The sequence below is a fragment of the Neobacillus sp. OS1-32 genome, from assembly GCF_030915425.1.
Taxonomy (GTDB): Bacteria; Bacillota; Bacilli; order Bacillales; family Cytobacillaceae; genus Neobacillus; species Neobacillus paridis.
The window spans coordinates 1,964,969-1,983,949 of record NZ_CP133263.1; the positions used below are offsets into that span (position 1 = coordinate 1,964,969).

General features: G+C 40.0%; 20 protein-coding genes and 1 pseudogene. 7 read left to right on the top strand and 14 right to left on the bottom strand.

Annotated elements, in window-relative coordinates:
* Window positions 1-23 precede the first annotated feature (23 nt).
* Complete coding sequence (hemH, locus tag RCG24_RS09970) at window positions 24-959, bottom strand: ferrochelatase (RefSeq protein WP_202656374.1); 936 nt, start codon at window positions 957-959, stop codon at window positions 24-26.
* Between the two features lie 166 nt (window positions 960-1,125).
* Window positions 1,126-2,172, bottom strand: a complete 1,047-nt coding sequence (gene hemE, locus RCG24_RS09975) for a uroporphyrinogen decarboxylase (RefSeq protein ID WP_202656373.1) — start codon at window positions 2,170-2,172, stop codon at window positions 1,126-1,128.
* Window positions 2,173-2,380: 208 nt separating this feature from the next.
* Here hemE and RCG24_RS09980 point away from each other — a divergent pair, with 208 nt between their 5' ends.
* Window positions 2,381-2,872 (top strand): antibiotic biosynthesis monooxygenase family protein, encoded by a 492-nt coding sequence (locus RCG24_RS09980; RefSeq protein WP_202656372.1) that lies wholly within the window; start codon window positions 2,381-2,383, stop codon window positions 2,870-2,872.
* A 95-nt stretch (window positions 2,873-2,967) separates the two neighbouring features.
* Here the strand turns inward: RCG24_RS09980 and RCG24_RS09985 are convergent, their stop codons facing one another.
* Window positions 2,968-4,182 carry an ABC transporter permease gene (locus RCG24_RS09985; protein ID WP_202656371.1) on the bottom strand — a complete coding sequence of 405 codons (1,215 nt, stop codon included), beginning with the start codon at window positions 4,180-4,182 and terminating at the stop codon, window positions 2,968-2,970.
* Complete coding sequence (locus tag RCG24_RS09990) at window positions 4,175-4,915, bottom strand: ABC transporter ATP-binding protein (RefSeq protein WP_202656370.1); 741 nt, start codon at window positions 4,913-4,915, stop codon at window positions 4,175-4,177. Before RCG24_RS09990 ends, RCG24_RS09985 begins: the two co-directional genes overlap by 8 nt.
* 591 nt (window positions 4,916-5,506) lie before the next feature.
* Here RCG24_RS09990 and RCG24_RS09995 point away from each other — a divergent pair.
* Window positions 5,507-5,926 (top strand): HIT family protein, encoded by a 420-nt coding sequence (locus tag RCG24_RS09995; protein ID WP_202656369.1) that lies wholly within the window; start codon window positions 5,507-5,509, stop codon window positions 5,924-5,926.
* A gap of 140 nt (window positions 5,927-6,066) precedes the next feature.
* Window positions 6,067-6,594, top strand: a complete 528-nt coding sequence (locus RCG24_RS10000; RefSeq protein ID WP_202656368.1) for a tryptophan transporter — start codon at window positions 6,067-6,069, stop codon at window positions 6,592-6,594.
* 59 nt (window positions 6,595-6,653) lie between these two features.
* On the opposite strand, the gene RCG24_RS10005 is transcribed toward RCG24_RS10000, so the two are convergent.
* A complete protein-coding gene (locus RCG24_RS10005) occupies window positions 6,654-6,845 on the bottom strand; it encodes a membrane protein YhzF (RefSeq protein WP_308078983.1) in 192 nt (63 codons plus the stop codon).
* Between the two features lie 379 nt (window positions 6,846-7,224).
* On the opposite strand from RCG24_RS10005, the gene RCG24_RS10010 reads away from it, so the two are divergent.
* Entirely contained in the window at window positions 7,225-7,800 is a 576-nt protein-coding gene (locus tag RCG24_RS10010) for an HTH-type transcriptional regulator Hpr (protein WP_202656366.1), read from the top strand.
* 8 nt (window positions 7,801-7,808) lie between these two features.
* Here the strand turns inward: RCG24_RS10010 and RCG24_RS10015 are convergent, their stop codons facing one another.
* A complete protein-coding gene (locus RCG24_RS10015; protein ID WP_202656365.1) occupies window positions 7,809-8,147 on the bottom strand; it encodes a DUF1878 family protein in 339 nt (112 codons plus the stop codon).
* A gap of 184 nt (window positions 8,148-8,331) precedes the next feature.
* On the opposite strand from RCG24_RS10015, the gene RCG24_RS10020 reads away from it, so the two are divergent.
* Window positions 8,332-8,511, top strand: a complete 180-nt coding sequence (locus tag RCG24_RS10020) for a hypothetical protein (RefSeq protein ID WP_202656378.1) — start codon at window positions 8,332-8,334, stop codon at window positions 8,509-8,511.
* Between the two features lie 75 nt (window positions 8,512-8,586).
* Here RCG24_RS10020 and RCG24_RS10025 read toward each other — a convergent pair whose 3' ends face one another.
* On the bottom strand, window positions 8,587-8,679 hold the full coding sequence (locus tag RCG24_RS10025; protein ID WP_202656364.1) for a YjcZ family sporulation protein: 93 nt from the start codon (window positions 8,677-8,679) through the stop codon (window positions 8,587-8,589).
* A gap of 222 nt (window positions 8,680-8,901) precedes the next feature.
* Here RCG24_RS10025 and RCG24_RS10030 point away from each other — a divergent pair, with 222 nt between their 5' ends.
* Complete coding sequence (locus RCG24_RS10030; protein WP_202656363.1) at window positions 8,902-9,777, top strand: peptidylprolyl isomerase; 876 nt, start codon at window positions 8,902-8,904, stop codon at window positions 9,775-9,777.
* A gap of 43 nt (window positions 9,778-9,820) precedes the next feature.
* Here the strand turns inward: RCG24_RS10030 and RCG24_RS10035 are convergent, their stop codons facing one another.
* The 6 genes and pseudogenes from RCG24_RS10035 to RCG24_RS10060 form a co-directional block, all read right to left on the bottom strand.
* Window positions 9,821-10,009 carry a sporulation YhaL family protein gene (locus tag RCG24_RS10035; RefSeq protein WP_202656362.1) on the bottom strand — a complete coding sequence of 63 codons (189 nt, stop codon included), beginning with the start codon at window positions 10,007-10,009 and terminating at the stop codon, window positions 9,821-9,823.
* 103 nt (window positions 10,010-10,112) lie between these two features.
* Window positions 10,113-11,058, bottom strand: a pseudogene (gene yhaM, locus RCG24_RS10040) (3'-5' exoribonuclease YhaM).
* A 98-nt stretch (window positions 11,059-11,156) separates the two neighbouring features.
* Window positions 11,157-14,150: an ATP-binding protein gene (locus RCG24_RS10045; protein WP_308078984.1), complete on the bottom strand. Its 2,994-nt coding sequence runs from the start codon at window positions 14,148-14,150 to the stop codon at window positions 11,157-11,159.
* A 17-nt stretch (window positions 14,151-14,167) separates the two neighbouring features.
* The gene (locus RCG24_RS10050; RefSeq protein ID WP_308078985.1) at window positions 14,168-15,385 is read right to left on the bottom strand and encodes a metallophosphoesterase family protein; all 1,218 of its coding nucleotides are present in this window, start codon (window positions 15,383-15,385) and stop codon (window positions 14,168-14,170) included.
* A gap of 115 nt (window positions 15,386-15,500) precedes the next feature.
* The gene (locus tag RCG24_RS10055) at window positions 15,501-16,754 is read right to left on the bottom strand and encodes an ABC transporter permease (RefSeq protein ID WP_308078986.1); all 1,254 of its coding nucleotides are present in this window, start codon (window positions 16,752-16,754) and stop codon (window positions 15,501-15,503) included.
* A complete protein-coding gene (locus RCG24_RS10060) occupies window positions 16,747-17,646 on the bottom strand; it encodes an ABC transporter ATP-binding protein (protein WP_202656357.1) in 900 nt (299 codons plus the stop codon). Before RCG24_RS10060 ends, RCG24_RS10055 begins: the two co-directional genes overlap by 8 nt.
* A gap of 118 nt (window positions 17,647-17,764) precedes the next feature.
* On the opposite strand from RCG24_RS10060, the gene RCG24_RS10065 reads away from it, so the two are divergent.
* Window positions 17,765-17,950, top strand: a complete 186-nt coding sequence (locus tag RCG24_RS10065) for a YhzD family protein (protein ID WP_202656356.1) — start codon at window positions 17,765-17,767, stop codon at window positions 17,948-17,950.
* Window positions 17,951-18,112: 162 nt separating this feature from the next.
* Here RCG24_RS10065 and RCG24_RS10070 read toward each other — a convergent pair whose 3' ends face one another.
* Complete coding sequence (locus RCG24_RS10070; RefSeq protein ID WP_202656355.1) at window positions 18,113-18,904, bottom strand: enoyl-CoA hydratase; 792 nt, start codon at window positions 18,902-18,904, stop codon at window positions 18,113-18,115.
* Window positions 18,905-18,981 lie beyond the last annotated feature (77 nt).

The window sequence follows — 18,981 nt, forward strand, 5'->3', positions numbered from 1 at the left end:
TCCGTTAAATTTCGTTAGTATGGTTAACCATTCATTTTTTTCAAAATAACCGTTGCTATAAGTTCAATAAATTCCGGCTTGGCATTGGGCATTTCCGGGCGATAGTAATTTACACCTAATTCATCCGTCACCGCTTTGCATTCAATATCGTTGTCATAGAGCACTTCCAAATGATCACAGACAAAGCCGACAGGAGCATAGACAAACGCCTTATATTGGTGCTCCCGATATAAATCCCGGGTTAAATCTTGGACATCAGGTCCCAGCCATGGCTCCGGGGTATTTCCTGCACTTTGCCAGCCCACTACATAATTTTTTACCCCTGCTTGTTTTGCAATCATATCTGCCGTTTCCTGAAGCTGTCGAGGATATGGATCACCAAACTGGAGAATTTTCTCCGGCAGGCTGTGTGCCGAGACGATTAACACAGCCTGTTCTTTTTCGTCATCCGGCATTTGTGTGAAAATTTGGCTGATCTTGTCTGCCCAGTATGTAATAAATTTCGGCTCATCATACCAGCTGTCGATGGTGGTGATCTTCAGACGACCGCCTAATTTCGCTGCTTCCTCTACCGCCCTGCCATTATACGATTTCACACTGAAGGTTGAAAAATGCGGAGCCAACACAATGCTGACCGCTTCTTCAATCCCGTCTTCATGCATTTGTTTAACCGTATCCTCAATAAATGGCTCAATATGTTTTAAGCCGAGATACATTTTAAACTCAATCTCATCTTGAATTTTATTTAGATGCTCTTCAAGCTTTTCTGCTTGCTCCCGGGTAATTTTGGCTAGTGGTGAAATCCCGCCAATTGCTTCATACCGATTACGGAGATCCTCTATCATTTCCACTGATGGTTTGCGACCATGGCGGATATGGGTATAATAACGCTCCAAGTCTTCTGATGCGTAGGGGGTACCATAGGCCATTACCAGCAAGCCGATTTTCTTTTTTGTCATCCATTGCACCTCTTTATCAACTTAACTCATCGTCTATTTCAAAAAAGGATCAAAAGCCGCCGCAAACATTCCCTAAAACGCGGTCTCTATGACCCTGATTTCAAACAACTCATTTTATTTTGCCAAAAAATAATCGGGATTACCAATGATAGTACTTGAACAAAGATTAGCGGCCAAGCTTGGCAGCAGAATATTCATGAACAAACGCCGTCAATCTTTTTAAGGTCTCCGGTTTAACGGAAGGGAACACTCCATGACCCAAGTTAAAGATATAACCGTCTTGAGCCATTCCCTGGTCTAAAATGGCTTTAGCCTTTTTTTCAATAACCTCCCAAGGCGCCAGCAAAATAGCCGGATCAAGATTGCCCTGTACCGTTTTATGGATCCCCATTTCCCTTGCCTTGGCAATCGGCAGGCGCCAATCCAAGCCGACAACATCAAGCGGCAGGTCATTCCACTCAAGTGCAAGGTGGCTAGCCCCAACACCAAACATAATGAGCGGAACATTTTCTGTTCTTAAGGCTGCAAAGATTCTGTTCATGGTTGGTTTAATAAAGTAACGATAATCCTCTACATTCAGTGCGCCCACCCATGAATCAAAAATTTGAATCGCTTTTGCTCCGGCTCCAATCTGTGCCTTCACATATGTAATCACCATATCCCCTAGTTTATCCATTAAGGCAAACCAAGCTTTGGGTTCTGTATGCATAAAGGCCTTTGTCTTGTTATAATTCTTTGATGGGCCTGCTTCAATCATGTAACTGGCCAGTGTAAATGGCGCTCCTGAAAACCCAATCAATGGTACGGATAATTGTTCTTGTGTTAACAATTTAATCGTATCTAATACGTATGGAATATCTTCCTGCGGATGAATTTCCGTTAATTTTTCCACATCAGCCAGAGATTGAATCGGATTATCAATAACCGGTCCAACCCCGCCTCTAATTTCCACATTCATCCCCATCGCGGGAAGCGGTGTCATAATATCTTTATATAAAATCGCCGCATCAACATGATATTGGTCAACAGGCAGACGGGTCACATAAGCACATAATTCCGGCTGGTGCGTGATTTCGAACAACGAATATTTTTCTTTAATCTCGCGATACTCCGGCTGCGAACGGCCAGCCTGGCGCATGTACCAAACAGGAACATAATCTGTTTTCTCCCCCCTGGCTGCTTTTAAGAATGTTTCATTTATTTGTTTTGACATTCGATACAGTCCACCTTTCAACGACATACTGCTTTTTATTTTAATCTATTATAGTGAATTTTAAAAACTTTTTAGGCATACTCTTTTTACTATAGCGATGATTCCAAATTATGTATAGAAAACCCGATAAATTGTCAAAAAAATGTCGTTTTTCTTTCCTTTTTTAGCATAAAATATAAGGTAAAAATAAATTGGGAGGGGTGATTCCGTGAACGTCTATCTAACAACAGGCACGTTTGACTATTTAAAAAAGATCGAAGCCAAGTACCCTGATGAAATGATCACACTGGTTAATCAAAGTGAGGCCTTATTGTTCCATGAAACAAGCGGTCCGACTGTATTTAAACAACCGCGCAGGTATGAGGCAATTGCCGCAAGCGGTGAAATAAAAAAAGAAGGATTTGCGGTGATGAATAACATTCCTGTTACGGAGGAAGGGCGACCGTTATTTGAACACCTAATAAAGAAGCAGGTACCCTTGGTTGAAAAAGCGGAAGGTCTTGCTGCCTTAAGATTTCTGCGCCCATTATCCTCGAATACATACATCATCATGACCGTTTGGAAAAGCGAAGCAGCATTTAATAAATGGCAGAACTCCAACTCATTTTTTGACTTGAAAGATAAAGGATTTGGCGATGACGGGCAACCTAAAATTTTTGAAAGCTCCTCATACGTAAGAAAATATTTGATTTCGGAATAGCTGTTTTCAGACAGATAGAGCCCGGGAATCACTGTTTCGGGCATATTTGGGGCGCGGCCCCGGACGAAGAAGTCCGGGGCTGTTTGCCTTGAATTTTAAAGTGTCTTTAAGCGATTTTTACTGTAATAATAAACAAATAGATAATTAAATAGCAGTCCTGCTGTAAAACTGAGCAGCGCAGCAGTGGCCTCCCCTTTTAGCAGAATCAGTAGAGCAAATAGCACTGCTTCAATAGATAGAATAATCATCAGCATAGTGTGAAAGGCCGCTTGTTTATACTTGGCTGCTACCGGATACAAGTCGATCCAAAGCTTGTTTTGGTGATGTTTCATGAGTGGAAGCAATTGAAACCCGGTTAGATACAAAAATAACAAACTAAGCAAAATCTGCCCCGGACCAAACGAGATAAAATAGATGGCCAAAGAACCAATCACCGTCAACCGAACAAATAACCCTAAATAATCAGAAGAACGTAAAAACGCCCGTGAAAATAAATACAAAAAGGTATGATCCTGAGAAAATTTTATCCGACCGAGCAAGAAATCAAGATATTTTCTTCGTTTTACTGTCTCCTTAATAGTAGGCACATCAGTAAACATGTTGGCCAGCCGGTAAAATGAGCCCATCCGTTTTTCTTCCTGTTCAATAAGCATGTCCCATTTTAACCCCATTTTACTTGTTCGCAAATAAAAGGAGTGATAATAAAGCAGCATCACTATTCCTATGACTAGCAGAATGATAAGATTGGCCTGTTTTAACAACAAATATGTAAAGGTGCCATTGATGAAATAGCGTACGACCATATCCCACCTATGGACAGACAGCTGAACAAAATAAAGAATTCGCCATTTTGCCGCTAAATTCCAACCCTTTACGACTAAAAGGACAAGCAGAAATGGTAAAAACAAGCCAAAGCCGTTGTCGTTCACCTGGGCATACATTGGCATCAGAACAGCAAGCACAAGCAACAGGATATATCCTTGAAAAACAAGGCTTGCCACACCGGAACGAAGGAAGTAACCTTTCAGCTTGTCTTCAACGACAATTAAATATACTTTGTCTGCTTCCACCAAAAAATTATAAACAGGACTGTATGTAAGAAATAAACCAATGATCAGGGCAATCATTTCCTCGGCAGGAAAATCTGCCGGTAAGGTTTCCAGCCATTTCTGATAATAAAAGGATGCCGTTCCAATCAGAAATAATAACACAATCACAAAATGGCCATTCAAAATATACTTTAAATACCTGCTTAACTCCTTTACCCGGCCGCCTGCCCGCTTACGCCATAAGTTTTTATCATCAAACATATTTTTCTTCCTTTGTTAATTGGATATAGATATCATCAAGTGAGGCTTCAGGCATCCTAAACTCATCCCTTAGTTCATTTAGCGTGCCTTTTGCTCGTATTTTCCCTTCATGTAAAATAACAAAGCGGTCGCAATATTTTTCTGCCGTTGCTAAAATATGGGTTGACATCAGAATACCCGCTCCATTTTCTTTCACTTTTCTCATTAAATCGAGCAATGATTGGATACCTAGCGGATCAAGCCCAACAAACGGCTCATCGACAATATATAGAGACGGCTGCACAAGAAAGGCACACATAATCATTACTTTCTGCTTCATCCCTTTGGAAAAATGGGCTGGAAACCAATTCAGCCGCTTTTCCATGCGAAATTCTGCCAACAGTGGGGAAATCCGCTCTTTGTATGATGCTTCGTCCAACCCATAGGCCATCGCGGTCAGACGTAAATGCTCCTCTAATGTAAGTTCTTCGTATAACACGGGGGTTTCCGGGACGAAGGTGAACATCCGCCGATAGGCTTCTTTGTCATCCGTAAAACTTTTCCCATTAATCTTTACAGATCCACTATGCGGTTCCATTAAGCCAATAACATGCTTAATGGTCGTACTCTTTCCAGCCCCGTTTAACCCAATCAAGCCGACAATTTCATGTTCATTTACCGCAAATGAAATATCCTTTAACACTGGGTTTCTTGTATAGCCGCCGACAAGATTTTCAATCGATAATAAAGCCATGGATAACGTCCTTCCTCTGCATGATACTGTTATTTTAACAAATTGTTCCTAAGAAAAATAGAAATTCACATTTGCCATTTGGTTTGTATATTTAGCCTCGAACAGGACATCCTATTCTCTGAAGGGGAAAGTCACTTGATGAAGAAATTTCATCCTTCAGTTGAAATGAGGTGTCTACAAAAGACAATATCCGTTTCAATCCAGAGTAGCTTCACAAAACGTTTCAATAACAAGGGGATGGTTGTATTGTACAATGTGCGAACTAACCATTTTGTGTTCATATAACACCAATAGTTTATAACGAATAAACTTTAAATGAGGTGTTTATCGCAGACATCATCCGTTTTTAAAGGTGTGTAAACCGATAAAAACAATTAGGGGATGGTCAGCTTGAACAATAATGTTGTTTCATGATCAAAAACACTAACTGGTCAAATGAGGTGTTTATCAAACAAACAACATTCCTGATTGAACGTCAATTTTGAAGCAGTTCCCCTTCGAGAGGCAGGATTCCATTTGGATCCTGTCTTTTTATTTTAGCTAAATCATGGTAAAATAAGAACAAAATTAACTCGAAAGGCTGTGTAATCAATGAGCGATTGTATTTTTTGCAAAATTGTCAAGGGAGAAATCCCGGCAGCAAAAGTATTTGAAAATGAGCATGTTTTGGCATTTATGGATATCAGCCAGGTTACGAAAGGACATACCCTGGTCATTCCAAAGGTACATAAAGAAAACTTGTTCGAGTTGACACCGGAAATGGCCAGCAATATTTTTGAGGTTGTTCCAAAAATCGCCAATGCCTTAAAGACAGAATTCAATCCGATCGGTTTAAATGCTGTTAATAATAACGGAGAAAAAGCCGGACAATCTGTGTTTCATTTCCACCTTCATTTGATCCCACGGTATGGTTCCGGTGATGGCTTTGGCGCTGTTTGGAAAAATAATCAAAGCGACTATACAGCAGAAAAGCTGGCCGAGATGGCTGCCGGTATTGCCAAACATCTATGATGACAAATAAATTTTTCCGAAAATTATATCTTTATTACTAATATCGTCATATGCTATAATGAAAATAAGTTTTTTGCTGCAGGCATTCAGGGCACTGCAGAAGAAACAATAGTTTGAGAAAAGCAGAGGAGAGATTAGCAATGAATACGAAAAACCTTGTTATTTTATCACTTTTAGCGGGAATTGGTGTAGTCCTACACACCATTACGCCTAGTTTCTTTGGAATTAAACCGGACATGATGCTGGCAATGATGTTTTTAGGGATCGTGTTGATTCCAGAAATAAAAAGTGTCCTGCTTCTGGGCATTGTAACTGGCGTGTTATCTGGATTAACAACCGGATTCCCGGGAGGACAAATTCCTAATATGATTGATAAGCCGATAACAGCTTTAGTATTCTTTGGATTATTTTTAGCATTAAAGAAATTCCGCAGCAATGTGATTAGTGTTGCAGTCTTATCTGCCGTTGGAACACTTGTATCTGGTACGGTCTTTTTAACGGCTGCCTACTTAATTGTCGGCTTGCCAGCTGCATTCACAGTACTGTTTGCTGCAGGAGTTTTACCGGCAATGGCCATCAATGCTGTCGTAATGGTGGTTGTGTATCCAATCGCGCAATCAATCTTTAAAAGAACAAGAATATCAACAGCTTCCGTGATTGAAAAATAATTCGCGGGGGGCCTTTAAGAAAAAGAACCCTATTCCAAGGGTTCTTTTTCTTAATTGATTTAGGAAATATACGAAAATATTAGTGCGATTATGAGAAATATCCCCCCACCCCCTGCAAGCACAGCTGCTCTGCTTTTTAAAAGCTGTTTAGGCGGATATACTCCCGGTCTTTTTAAAGCTATAAAATAGTTTACCGATCCTAATAAAAAAATTGCACTCACAATATAAAAAATCACGGTTACAATCTTCATTTACTGCCCCCCTGCTAGGATCATGAATCCCCTCCATGCTGTAACTATTTATATGAATAATCGTCCACACATATGAACAAGGTTGTGATCTTCCCAAATCCTTATACAAAATGTTTGCAAAAATGCAATAAAAACTTTAATGTTTTCAAAAAAAAATTCCAATTTCTAAAAATTTTGTGAATTTATATCTTTATTAATTTTTATTTTATTGGCATAATGATAGTAGAGAAAAAGAAAAGCGCAAGCGCCTTGGTTAGTCCCGACAAGCACAAGACAAGCCGACCTAAAGGTTGCTTTTTAACCTTTTGGACGGATTGGCTTGTGACCTCGAGGTACTAGGCGCTGGAGCTGGACAAAAAAAAAGTAGGTGAAAATGGGGATGACAGAGAAACAATATTCGATGAAGGAAGCGATGCTGTTTAGCCAGAGAATAGCACAATTAAGCAAGGCCTTATGGAAATCAATTGAAAAAGATTGGCAGCAATGGATTAAACCCTTTGATTTGAATATCAATGAACATCATATATTATGGATTGCCTATCATTTAAATGGCGCTTCCATATCGGATGTTGCAAAATTCGGGGTTATGCATGTCTCAACGGCTTTTAATTTTTCGAAAAAATTAGAAGAGAGGGGGTTGCTAAAATTTTCAAAAAGAGAAAATGACAAGCGTAATACTTACATTCAGCTAACAGCTGAAGGTGAGAAAATTTTAGTTCAACTGATGGAGACATACAAACCGGATGAATACGCTGTCTTTTCCGGAGCTTTACCATTAAGAGATTTATATGGAAAGTTTCCTGAGATCATTGAAATGATGGCAATTGTCCGCAATATTTATGGAGACGATTTCATGGAAATTTTCGAACGATGTTTCAATAATATTGAAAATGGATTTGTTGAAGAAGATGGGACGCTTAAAAAGCCTGAAAAATCCGAACAGGAATTAGCCTAGACGATACATTAAAGGTATCTGGCAAATTCCTTAAAAAGTGGTTCATAAATTTTTTGCGCCAGGCATGCTCGCACAACATCATTTGTCTTCAGGCCAGCCGGCATTGCCGCAGATAATTCTGTGAAAAGCGGATGGAACGTAACAAACCCTTCCGCTTTTTGTTCTTCCATTTTATTATTTAATTCATGACATAACCGATAGAACCTTTCCATTTCATGTTTGGAAATGCCCTTTTCAACTATGAGTTTATAAAATTCCAAGTTGGGATTACTAATTAGCTCTAATAAAAGCTGTTGGTGGAACTCAAGTAGCTGAATCTTTTCCATCAGAATATTAAAATCATTCATGTCATATCCCTCATTCCAAACATTTAATCCTGTTTTATTTTCACTTATTTTTTGAGAGGTATACCTTAAATGAAGAAAAAGAATTAATCCAAAAATCTGACAGTCTACTATTTTAATGACTATCTTTTTTTGATAATTTTTGGTATCTTATAAAGGATACCACGTTAAAGGGAGGGAATCCATGATGATCTCCATTTTTATTGTCTTCGCCATTTTTATTTTGTTTTATGTCAATAAAATGACCTCAACGCTATGTATTCAAAAGGAAATTCCCGAAGAACGGCAACATAAAGTGTTTCGAACCATAAATGTTCTGATTACAATCCTGTTGATTTCTTCGTACCTGGAAATTTTATATACATAATGGCTTGAGATTTCATGGGAGAATGTTCGAGATTAAAAATATAAGCGATGAGGAGAATCCCATCGCTTTTTTTCATTACCAAATCCAAGCAGCCCCAACGATAATCAATAGGATGAAGAGGACTACGATTAACGCAAAACCTGCACCGTATCCACCTGCAGCAGTCATTTTATAACCTCCTTTTTCTTTTTCTACCTTATACTATTCATTTGTCTTTATTTTCGACTAGGCACTTTCCTTATTTTTGGTGGAATAGTCATGATTCATTTTTGGCAATTTACAAAAGAACATTTTAATGGCTTATATTTTTGCAGTGGTTCCCATTTATGTTATAGTAGAGCATATGGACAAGCGCCCATATGAATTTACAATGTAGGAGAGATTTAAAACATGAAAAAATGGATTTTAGCCTTAACTTTGGCCGGTGGGGTTCTTGCTTTGAGTGCATGTAATCAATCCGGTTCAGAAACAATAGCGCAAAGCAAAGCAGGAGACGTAACCCAGGAAGAACTTTACAACGCCATGAAGGAGAAGGTTGGCGACAAAGCTTTACAACAGCTGATTTATGAAAAAGTACTTTCGAAGAAGTACAAAGTATCCGATAAAGATGTAAATGATAAAATTAAGCAGCTGAAAGCAGACCTGGGCAGCAATTTTGAAGCTGCACTGGCGCAATATGGGTATCAAAGTGAAAATGATTTAAAAAGCACTTTAAAGCTTGGCATGTTGCAGGAAAAAGCAGCAATGAAGGATATTAAGGTAACCGAGAAAGAATTAAAGGATTACTATAATAACTATAAGACAGACATCAAAGTCCGGCATATCCTTGTGAAAGATTTAAAAACAGCCAAAGACGTTGAGAACCAACTCAAATCCGGCAAAAAGTTTGAAGATGTGGCGAAAAAAGAATCTACAGATACTGTCTCTGCAAAAGAGGGCGGTGATTTAGGCATAATCAACAACCAAAATGCCGGCCAATTTGATAAAGACTTTATAAAGGCCGCTTATGCCCTTAAAGTCAATGAAATCAGCGCACCTGTTAAAACACAATTCGGTTATCATATCATTCAAGTGACCGAGAAAAAAGAGAAAAAACCTTATAATGAAATGAAACAACAGATTGAATATGAGGTAAAATCCTCAAAATTAACAAACGATGATATCAACAAGGCCATGGAACGGGAAATGAAAGCTGCCAATGTGAAGATAACCGATAAAGATTTAAAAGATGCTTTAAAAACCCAAACAACAACTGCTGGCCAATAAGATAAGTGAAAAGCGCCCTTCATGTGGGCGCTTCCGCTTTTGATTATTCACTTGTTGCCTTTACTTCTTTTCGCATTTCTTTTTCTTTTTCCAAACGTTTCATGTAGATTTCTCCTTCCCGCTCGATGTTTTCCATTTCTAGCTGCCGCTCTTCCCGGCCTGTTTTAATTGCCATCAATGCGCTTATGACAATGCCAGCGACAACTGCATAAATCCAAATTGGAATCGTCAATTTCTTTTCCTCCCTATTAATGGTTGTCCACAATTTTTGATAACATCATATGCTTGAAGAGCAGAAAATAGACCCAAAAAAAGACAACCCGCGAAAGGCTGTCTCATTTATGAAATATCGGTTTGTAAAAGGAACGATTATCCAAAGCAAAAATACGCTCTGAAAATTCGCCTGGTTTCACCCGCTCTAACGCCCGATCTAGCATGTTCATTTTTGCATCTAAATTATCAATATAATGAAGTATTTCCGCTTCCTTAATTAAAGGTGGCTTAGGACTGCCCCATTCCGCTTTCCCATGGTGACTGAGCACCAGGTGCTGCAGAATTAACACCTCTTCACCAGTAATTCCCAACTCCTCAGCAGCTTTACCAATCTCATTTATCATAATGGTAATATGACCGAGCAAATTTCCTTCAAGCGTATAAACCGTGGAAACTGGTCCTGACAGTTCAATCACCTTGCCCATATCATGCAGAATGATCCCGGCATACAGCAAGTCCTTATCAAGGCTTGGGTATAGTCCAGCAATCGCCTTTGCCAGATCAAGCATGCTGACAACGTGATAGGCCAAGCCGGAAACAAACTCATGATGATTTTTTGTCGCCGCTGGATACTCCAAGAACGCTTTTTGATGTTTCTTGATAGAGATGACGAGTGATCCTCTGGATGTTAGGGTTTTTCATTTCAAAAATATATTGTGTCAGCTTGCTAACCATCTCTTCTTGGCTAAGCGGAGCCGTTTCAAGCAGGTCCTCAATTCTAACACCATCCATCGGACCAGACCGGCGGATCTGACGAATTTTCAACTGGTTTTTCCCACGATAGTTTTGCACATCACCGAGGATTTTGACAATATTTTGCGCGGCATACTTCTTTTCTTCCTCTTCTCCCACGTCCCAAAGCTTCGCCTCGATTTCCCCACTTTTGTCCTGCAAGATTAATGTTAAAAACGGTTTTCCATTGCTGGCAATTCCTTTTGTTGAACTTTTAATCAAAAAATACAATTCTATTTGTTCTCCGACTTCATAATAAGCGATCCCTTTTGCCAACCTTTTCACGTCCTTTCCCATATTAAGAGTATAGCATAAAGTGAAACTTCCATCAGTGGGGCCTTTACTGCCCGTTAAGGCGGGAAACACCTATTAGCCTATGACATTATCTGAACAGTACCTTTTTCCAGTGACAAAATATTTTCTTTAGAAAATAACGGTAATAAATGAGCATGACAGGTAAAAAACAAAATTTGATTTCCGTTTAGCCTTCGCAGCAGCTCCATGACTTTTTGTGTTCTTCCGGCATCAAAATTTACAAAGCTATCATCAATGATGAGCGGCAGCTTGTAATTTTCATAAAGGGTTGTCACAAGTGCCAGCCTGATGGATACATATAACTGTTCTGTTGTTGCTTGACTTAATTCATTCGCTTCAAATATGGTTCCATCCTTGCTCTCTACCAGAAATCCGCTCCCTGAAGGATTAAGATAGATCTGCAGATACCTGTCATTTGTCAAGAAGGCCAAAAACTCCTGAGCTTTTGTTAGCATTTTTGGTAAATGAACATTTTTGTAGGTATCTATTGTTTTCATCAGGATATCCTGGGCAATGGCTAGTACAGCCCAATCTTTCACGTCTTGATCAAACTCATATTTTCTTTGTTTGAATTGATGTAATAGATCAGAATAAACTCCGCCTTCCTCAAGCACCTGAATCTCATAATTTGTAGCTGCTTGTTCCTCATGGAGGGCTTTCAATTCAGCCCGTAAACGCTGCGTTTCCTGATTGTATTCTGACAATGATGCTCGATCTAATTGAAGTTGTAAAAATTCCTCCCGTTCCCGCTCGGAAAGAATCGAGTATTTTAGCTGTTCCTGTACTGATACCAAGCGTTCTTGTAGCTTCATTTGTTTTTCGCTTTTCTCCCCAAGTTCATAGAACTGCTGAACTGTTTCAACATTTGCTGACGTAATAAGCCGGTTGTACTCCATTTGCAAGTGCTCATGCTCTTGATTTTTTTGTTGCCATTCGGCTTCCAGTTCGCTTAGCTTTGCTTGCTTTTCCCGACGTTTTATTTGCTTTTCATGTTCCTCCTTGAGCTTATTCCGCAGTAAATAGGCTGATTGCTGCAGGCTTGTACCTTTTTCCGGCAAATAGCGTTGGACAAACGAATTAAGTCCTGCCTCTATCCTCGCTTGCTGCCGGGTAATCTCATCAAGCCTTTTTAGCAAATGCTGCTTCTCCCTCACAATTGACTTAAGCTGTTCAATCAACTGAAAAGCCTCAAGTAAGAAATCCTTTGCCATTTTTTCAGGGATGTTTAACTCCTTGCTCAAATCTCGCAGCTGGTTCTTATTTAGGGAAGATTGGAGCTCCCATTCTTCAAATTTTGCAATTACTTTTTCAAATTGTTCCTGCTGCTGTTCCAATTGAAAGCCTAACAATTTAAGCTGTTCCTGCCGCTCTTGGTCACGGAGTAATTGTTCCTCAATCTTCTGGAAATCGAAATACTTCGCTGCTTTAAGCCTTTCTATTAATTGTTGCTCTTTTTCTTGCAATACCTTCAGCTGTTGGTCAACATTCCTTTCCTTTGCCGACTTTGAACTTTGAACGAGGAAGACGGCCATCACAACCATTGCTGCCACGCCAAGCACTGTTAATAACCATTGCTTAGTATAGACTCCATACATGGTAAGCCCCAACAGGATGACGGCAAACAAGATATACTGCTGTTTTTGTCGGCCTGCTGCCTTTTTTTGCTGTTCAATGGCAATTTGATAGAATTCCATTTTTTCTCTTGTATGCTTTAATTCATTTTCGATGCTCTGTTTATCCTTACCCTCTGCCAATTGTTCCTCAAGAAGTATTCTTTCCTGCTTAGGTAAACATAGGTTTTCAAGCTGTTGAATCTTCTGTTCAAGATCTTCTAATGCTTCTTTCTCCTCCTGATACTGATTCTCCAATTCCTCCTTTACCTCGATGAGCTTTTTTGTTTTTTGCGCAACAAGTTCAACTTGTTGCTTCATATGTATATTTGTATTCATTTTAACAATCTCTTCTTCAGATAATGAAAAATGAAGCTTATCTCTTATCTCTAACAGCTTGTCCTCCAGCTCTCGAAATTTCGTTTCACACTGTTGTTTTTCAAGCTTTAATTGCTCATAAATCGGAACTTGGTCAATCAGTGACAGCAGTTCAGGTTCTGCTTCTAGGAAGGAACCGTTCGGATCAAGCGTTTCTAGCTCATGCCTTATCTGTTTCATTCGTTCTTGCAAACTGCTGAGCTGGGCGCGGTAAGGGGGCATAAGCTCAGTTAATTTTTCCAGCCGCTCAATACCGCGAGCCGGAAAGGACTGCATCTCCCCCAAATCTTCCAATTCTTTCATAACTTTCTTTTCCTCTTTAACAATTGCCTCAATTCTGATCCATTCATTCAGCTTTTCCTTCTTGTGCTGCAAATCTCCCAGTATTCCATTAACTTGCTTGATTTCCTGCTCGAGATTCTCTCTTATTGTAACTAACTCTTCATATTCCTTATTCTTGGCGGCAGCCTTATTTAATTCAGACTTCAGTTCATGAAGTGCTTGCAGTTTTTCATTCAAAACGGGTTTTTTTCCGCTTGGTTTAAAACGGGAATCAAGCTCCTTTTGCAGCCAAATTTCTGTTTTTGCCAATTGGTCCGTTCCTAATGTACCGGCAGAAAAGAGAAATTTCCCGATATCTTCTCCTTTCATCTGATGAATGTTTTGCAGTCCATGCAAATTAAAAGAAAAAACTGCTTGAAACAAGTTCTTGTCAAGATTGCCGAGCAATTCCTTTAACAGCTCTTCACCACCGATCGTACCATTGTCCAAAACGACTTTCACGTCACCGGCAGCCTTTCCCTTTACCCGCTCAATCGAGGCGTACCCCATTTCGTCGTGAAAAATTCGAATATTGCCGCCATACTTGGTATGATGTTTCGGTTCATAACGCAGTTCCGCTTGTTGTTTTGTCGGAAAGCCAAATAATATTCCATGAATGAAGGCCATGATCGTCGATTTACCGGCCTCATTTTCACCAAAGAATACTTGAAATTCAGCCAGGTTGTCGATTTTAACATCAGCTAATTGACCATAGCCATAAATGTGCAATGCGATAATTTTCAAACAGCAGGCACTCCTTTCTATTTGTTCAGCAGATTAAGCAGCAGCTTCTCAGCTTTTTTTAATACCTCTCGCTGTTCACCCCGGGACAGTGGAACCGTATATTTTCGTCCTAACGTATGTCGGTAAAGGGGCGCTAAGGCATGATCAAAGTTATTGTAGTGATCAAGCGTATGAAAAAGTTCCGCATAGAAACCGGCTTCTGTCGCCAACTGTTCCTTATCCGTTGATTTACTTTCGGAAATTTGGAGATCAACGATCCAAACAAAGGACTCTTCCTCTAGTTCTTCTTCTAAAAGAAGCTCCACAAGTTCGTCATGAATACTTTTATTTTCTTGATCATCTTCTAAGTTGATATTTTTCAAATAAACAGTCAACAGTGTGCCAATTTTATCCTTGCGATACCGATTCATTTCTTCCCGGCATAATTGAAATACTTCAAAAAAGCTTCCCGCCGAAGAAACATCAATTTCCGCTTCCTCCCAAATAATATCTGCGGATTCAATCAACGACATTTCCACCCCGTTCTGACTTAAGCTGACATGATAAAAACCCTTAACTCCGGCTTCCTTTCTGCTCCTTCCTTGGATGTTGCCCGGATAAATGATCGGGGGATGTTCCGATAAAGTCGTCCGTTTATGAATATGACCCAACGCCCAATAGTCAAACTCTTTCTCGCGTAAATCTTTGACTGTAAACGGAGCATAATTGTCATGCTCCGAGCTTGAACTTTCATTCCCGTGGAGGATTCCTATATGGAAATCACCCCCATCTATTTTCTGAAATTGATCGATTTTTCGCTCAAAAACATGACGAGTCGGATAGCTAAACCCATAAAGATGAACCTTTGCTCCGGTTTTTGTAAATAATGTTTTCATTTCTACCTGGCTGCCAAACACATGGACATTCGCCGGCATCTTAAGGTCAATCCATGAGCCATTTAAATGATCATGATTACCGTGAACGACATAAACAGGAATCCCATTTTCTTCAAGCTTGAGCATCTCCCTTCGGAGACGGGATTGAGCTCTTAGGCTGCGATCCTCCCCATCAAATAAATCACCGGCAAGAATCACAAAATCAACCTTTCTTTCAATCGCCGTTGCGGTAATTTTTCTTAGCGCGGTGAACGTACTCTCTTTTATCCTGGTAAAAATCGTTTCTGGCAAAAATTTCAGGCCAACCATTGGGCTGTCCAAGTGCAAATCAGCGGCATGAATAAACGAAATTTTTTTCATCAAAATTTCCTTTCATTAGTACTTTTCTCTATTGTAACATTCCGTAAATACGAATGCACGTTCTGCCGATAAAATTAATAACAGCTCTGCCTTTACGACAGAGCTTTGTTTAATCCTATTCATTTTTCGTTAATTGCAGTGCTTTTTTAATATCTTTAAAAGAGCTGGATTTACCATACATTAACACGCCACCGCGATAGACGCGGGCGCCAAATATGGCTAACACGATAATCGTCGCGACAAGAATGACAATCCCGAGCATTGTCTCCCAAGCTGGAATGGAGAGCATTCCGACCCTTAAGAACATGATCATTGGTGTGAAGAAAGGAAAATATGACGTGATCGTGATAAACGGAGTATCCGGTTTACCAAGCCCAAACATCGCGATCATAAATCCCGCCACTACTAATAAGGTCATTGGGGTAATCATTTGCTGGACATCTTCAATCCGGCTGACGAGCGACCCCAAAAAGGCGGCAAGGGTGGCATAAAGAAAATAGCCTAAAATAAAAAACACCACAGCGTAGATGATTGTCATTACTGGAACATTTCCAAATCCAAAAACATCCCAAAAGCCGTCTTGAAATGAATTCATGTTGCTTTTTAACGAATAATAGCCGACAAGCAAAAATACCACGAGCTGTGTCAAGCTCAATAATCCAACCCCTAATATTTTGGCAAACATTTGTTTAATCGGCGAGACACTGGAAATTAAAATTTCCATGACTCTTGAAGATTTTTCTGTCGCCACTTCCATCGCAATCATATTGGCATACATGATGACCGCGAAATAAATAATAAATAATAGGAAATAGACGAGTCCCCTAGCCTGATTCAGTTCCTCCTCGGTCTTGGCATTTTTCTCCAAGGCAATCTTTTTGAAATTGACAGGTTCATACAGTTTTGTCAGCTGGGCCTGGGTTAAATTTAGTTTGGAGGCGGCAAACGTTGTCTTCAGCTGCTGTAAACCTGTTTGCAAATCAGTGAATAACGAGGTGTCCGCAATGCTCTTTGCTTTAAATACAGCTTCTGGGAGCTGCTCCTGGTTTAACCGCAGCTGGATGAGTGCATCAAAATCTCCGGCTGCCACCGCTTTTTCCGCCTCCTTTTCATTATGAGAATAAATGGTCAGTTTAATCTCTTTATTAATCGCAGCAAGCTGCTGCTTCAAAGGCTCATAGAGTTTACCTGTTTCATCCAAGACTGCAACGGTCTCCTTTGCACCGCCCTTGTCAAAGAGATTGATAATGTTTTGAATATTGGTCAGTCCCAGGACAATAACAACCGTCAATATGGTGGTGATAATAAACGATTTGCTTTTTAATTTGGTCAGGTAGGTATGTAGTAAAATAATCCAAAAACTATTCATAGGAGGCACCTACTTTCTCGATAAAAATATCATTCAAAGAGGGCTCTTCGAGGGCGAATTTCCGGATGAATCCCTTTCCGACGATTTCCTGTAAAATCGCTTCGGCTACGCTCTCCCCTTCAATTTGCAAAAGAATGCCTTCCATTGTCGGCTTCGCCTTTACCACACCAGGAAAATCCTTTAATGATTCCAAAGGAAAATCGCCATGAATGATCAGGTTCTTTTTTCCGAATGCCCGTTTAATTTCTTTTAATGCCCCATGGACAACCGGCTTGCCTTTCTGCATGATACATAAGTGTTCACACAACTCCTCTACATGGTGCATTTGATGACTCGAAAATACGATCGTTGTACCATTTTCTTTTAAGGCAAGCACTGCATCCTTTAATTGTTCCACGTTCACCGGGTCAAGGCCGCTAAATGGCTCATCGAGAATAAGTAATTTTGGTTTATGAATCACAGCTGCAATAAATTGGATTTTCTGCTGGTTCCCCTTTGATAACTCTTCTACCTTTTTATTCTCATATTCAGGAACTCTAAATCTATCCAGCCAGAATTTTAATTCCTGCTGTGCTTCGTTCTTCGTCATTCCTCTTAATCTTGCCAGGTAAACAATTTGGTCGCGGACCTTTAGTTTTGGGTATAAGCCTCTTTCCTCCGGCAAATAGCCGACCAAATGACTGGTGGAATAGTTTAATGGCTTCCCCTCCCAGCTGATTTCTCCACCACTCGGGTCAAGCAGACCCAAAATCATGCGGAATGTAGTCGTTTTTCCGGCACCGTTTGCCCCAAGAAAACCAAATATTTCTTTTTCTGGTATGACCAATGATAAATCATCCACTGCCGTAAATTGCCCAAAGCGTTTAGTCACATGTTTCAGCTCTAAAGCCAAGCCCCTCACTCCTTTCCTTCTCCCTAAAAATATACCATATTATGCCGACTTCCTTTGCACAATTTGGTGAATTATGCAAAAATAATAGTATCAATCTATTTAAAAAAGGGGATGCAGAATGAAAACTTATAAATTAACAGCTTTTGAAGCAAATGGCGAAAAGATAATTGACGAGGCCTTCCAGGCAGAGAACGATCAAGCGGCCAAGGAACAAGGCGAAAAATTATTAGCTGAAAAAAACTTATTGGAAAAAACACACCGCTGTACCTCACCAAGCGGCCAACTGTTGCTTTTCCATCCATAATAGGAAAAGCGTAAGCGCCTCGATCAGCCCTGACAAGCAAATGTTCTTCTACCCTAAAAGTCCGCTTTTTGACTTTTTGGGTAGAAGGTTATTTGACCTCGAGGGGCTTGGCGCTGGAGCTGGACATAAAGCGGGCGCATGAATTACATGCGCCCTGCCTTATTATTTCCCAATAAATGTTGGTTTTCTTTTTTCAATAAATGCCTTTATCCCCTCTTGATGATCCTGGGTTTCACGCATTTTCTGCTGACCATGTTTTTCTAGTTCTAAAATCTTCAATAATTGTGGCCGGTTTTTCTCTGCTAAAATCTTTTTCGTCCTAATCATGGCTTGTACAGGGCGGTTTAACCAATCGGTTACTCTCGTATGTACGGCCGTCTCAAGGTCATCGTCAGCAACTTCTTGAATCAGTCCAAGCGAAAGCGCTTCCTCTGCCCCCATCATTTTGCCATCCCAAATAATCTGCTTTGCCTTTGTTTCACCTAATCTTTTTTCTAAAAAGAAATGGGCTCCCCCGTCCGGTATCAAACCAATACCGATGAAATTCATTGCCAGTTTGCTCGATTTGTCAGCAATGATATAATCTGTTGCCAATGCTAAACTAAATCCTAGGCCAGCCGCAGCACCTGTAACGGCACTTATGGTTAGCTTGGGAATGCTGTAAAGGGTAACGACAAGTTCGCTAATACAGTCCATAACTGGATAAAACGCTGAGGGATCCATGTTCGATAGCATTGTTTTAATATCGCCGCCTGCGGAAAAAGCTCTTCCTTTTCCGGTTAACACGACAATATCAATTTCATCCGATTCACTAATTTCTTTCAGCTTTGTGACTAATCCCCTGATCATCTCAACATCCATGGCATTTAATGCTTCCGGTCGATTCATTTCAACGGTTGCAACTCGGCCAGCCACCTTCACATTTACCTTATCGGTTACAAAATTGGTTGACACTTTTTATCTCCTCCCACAAATATTCAATTCTATTATATATGAAACAAACAAAAAAAGGATGAACTTTCATAATATAT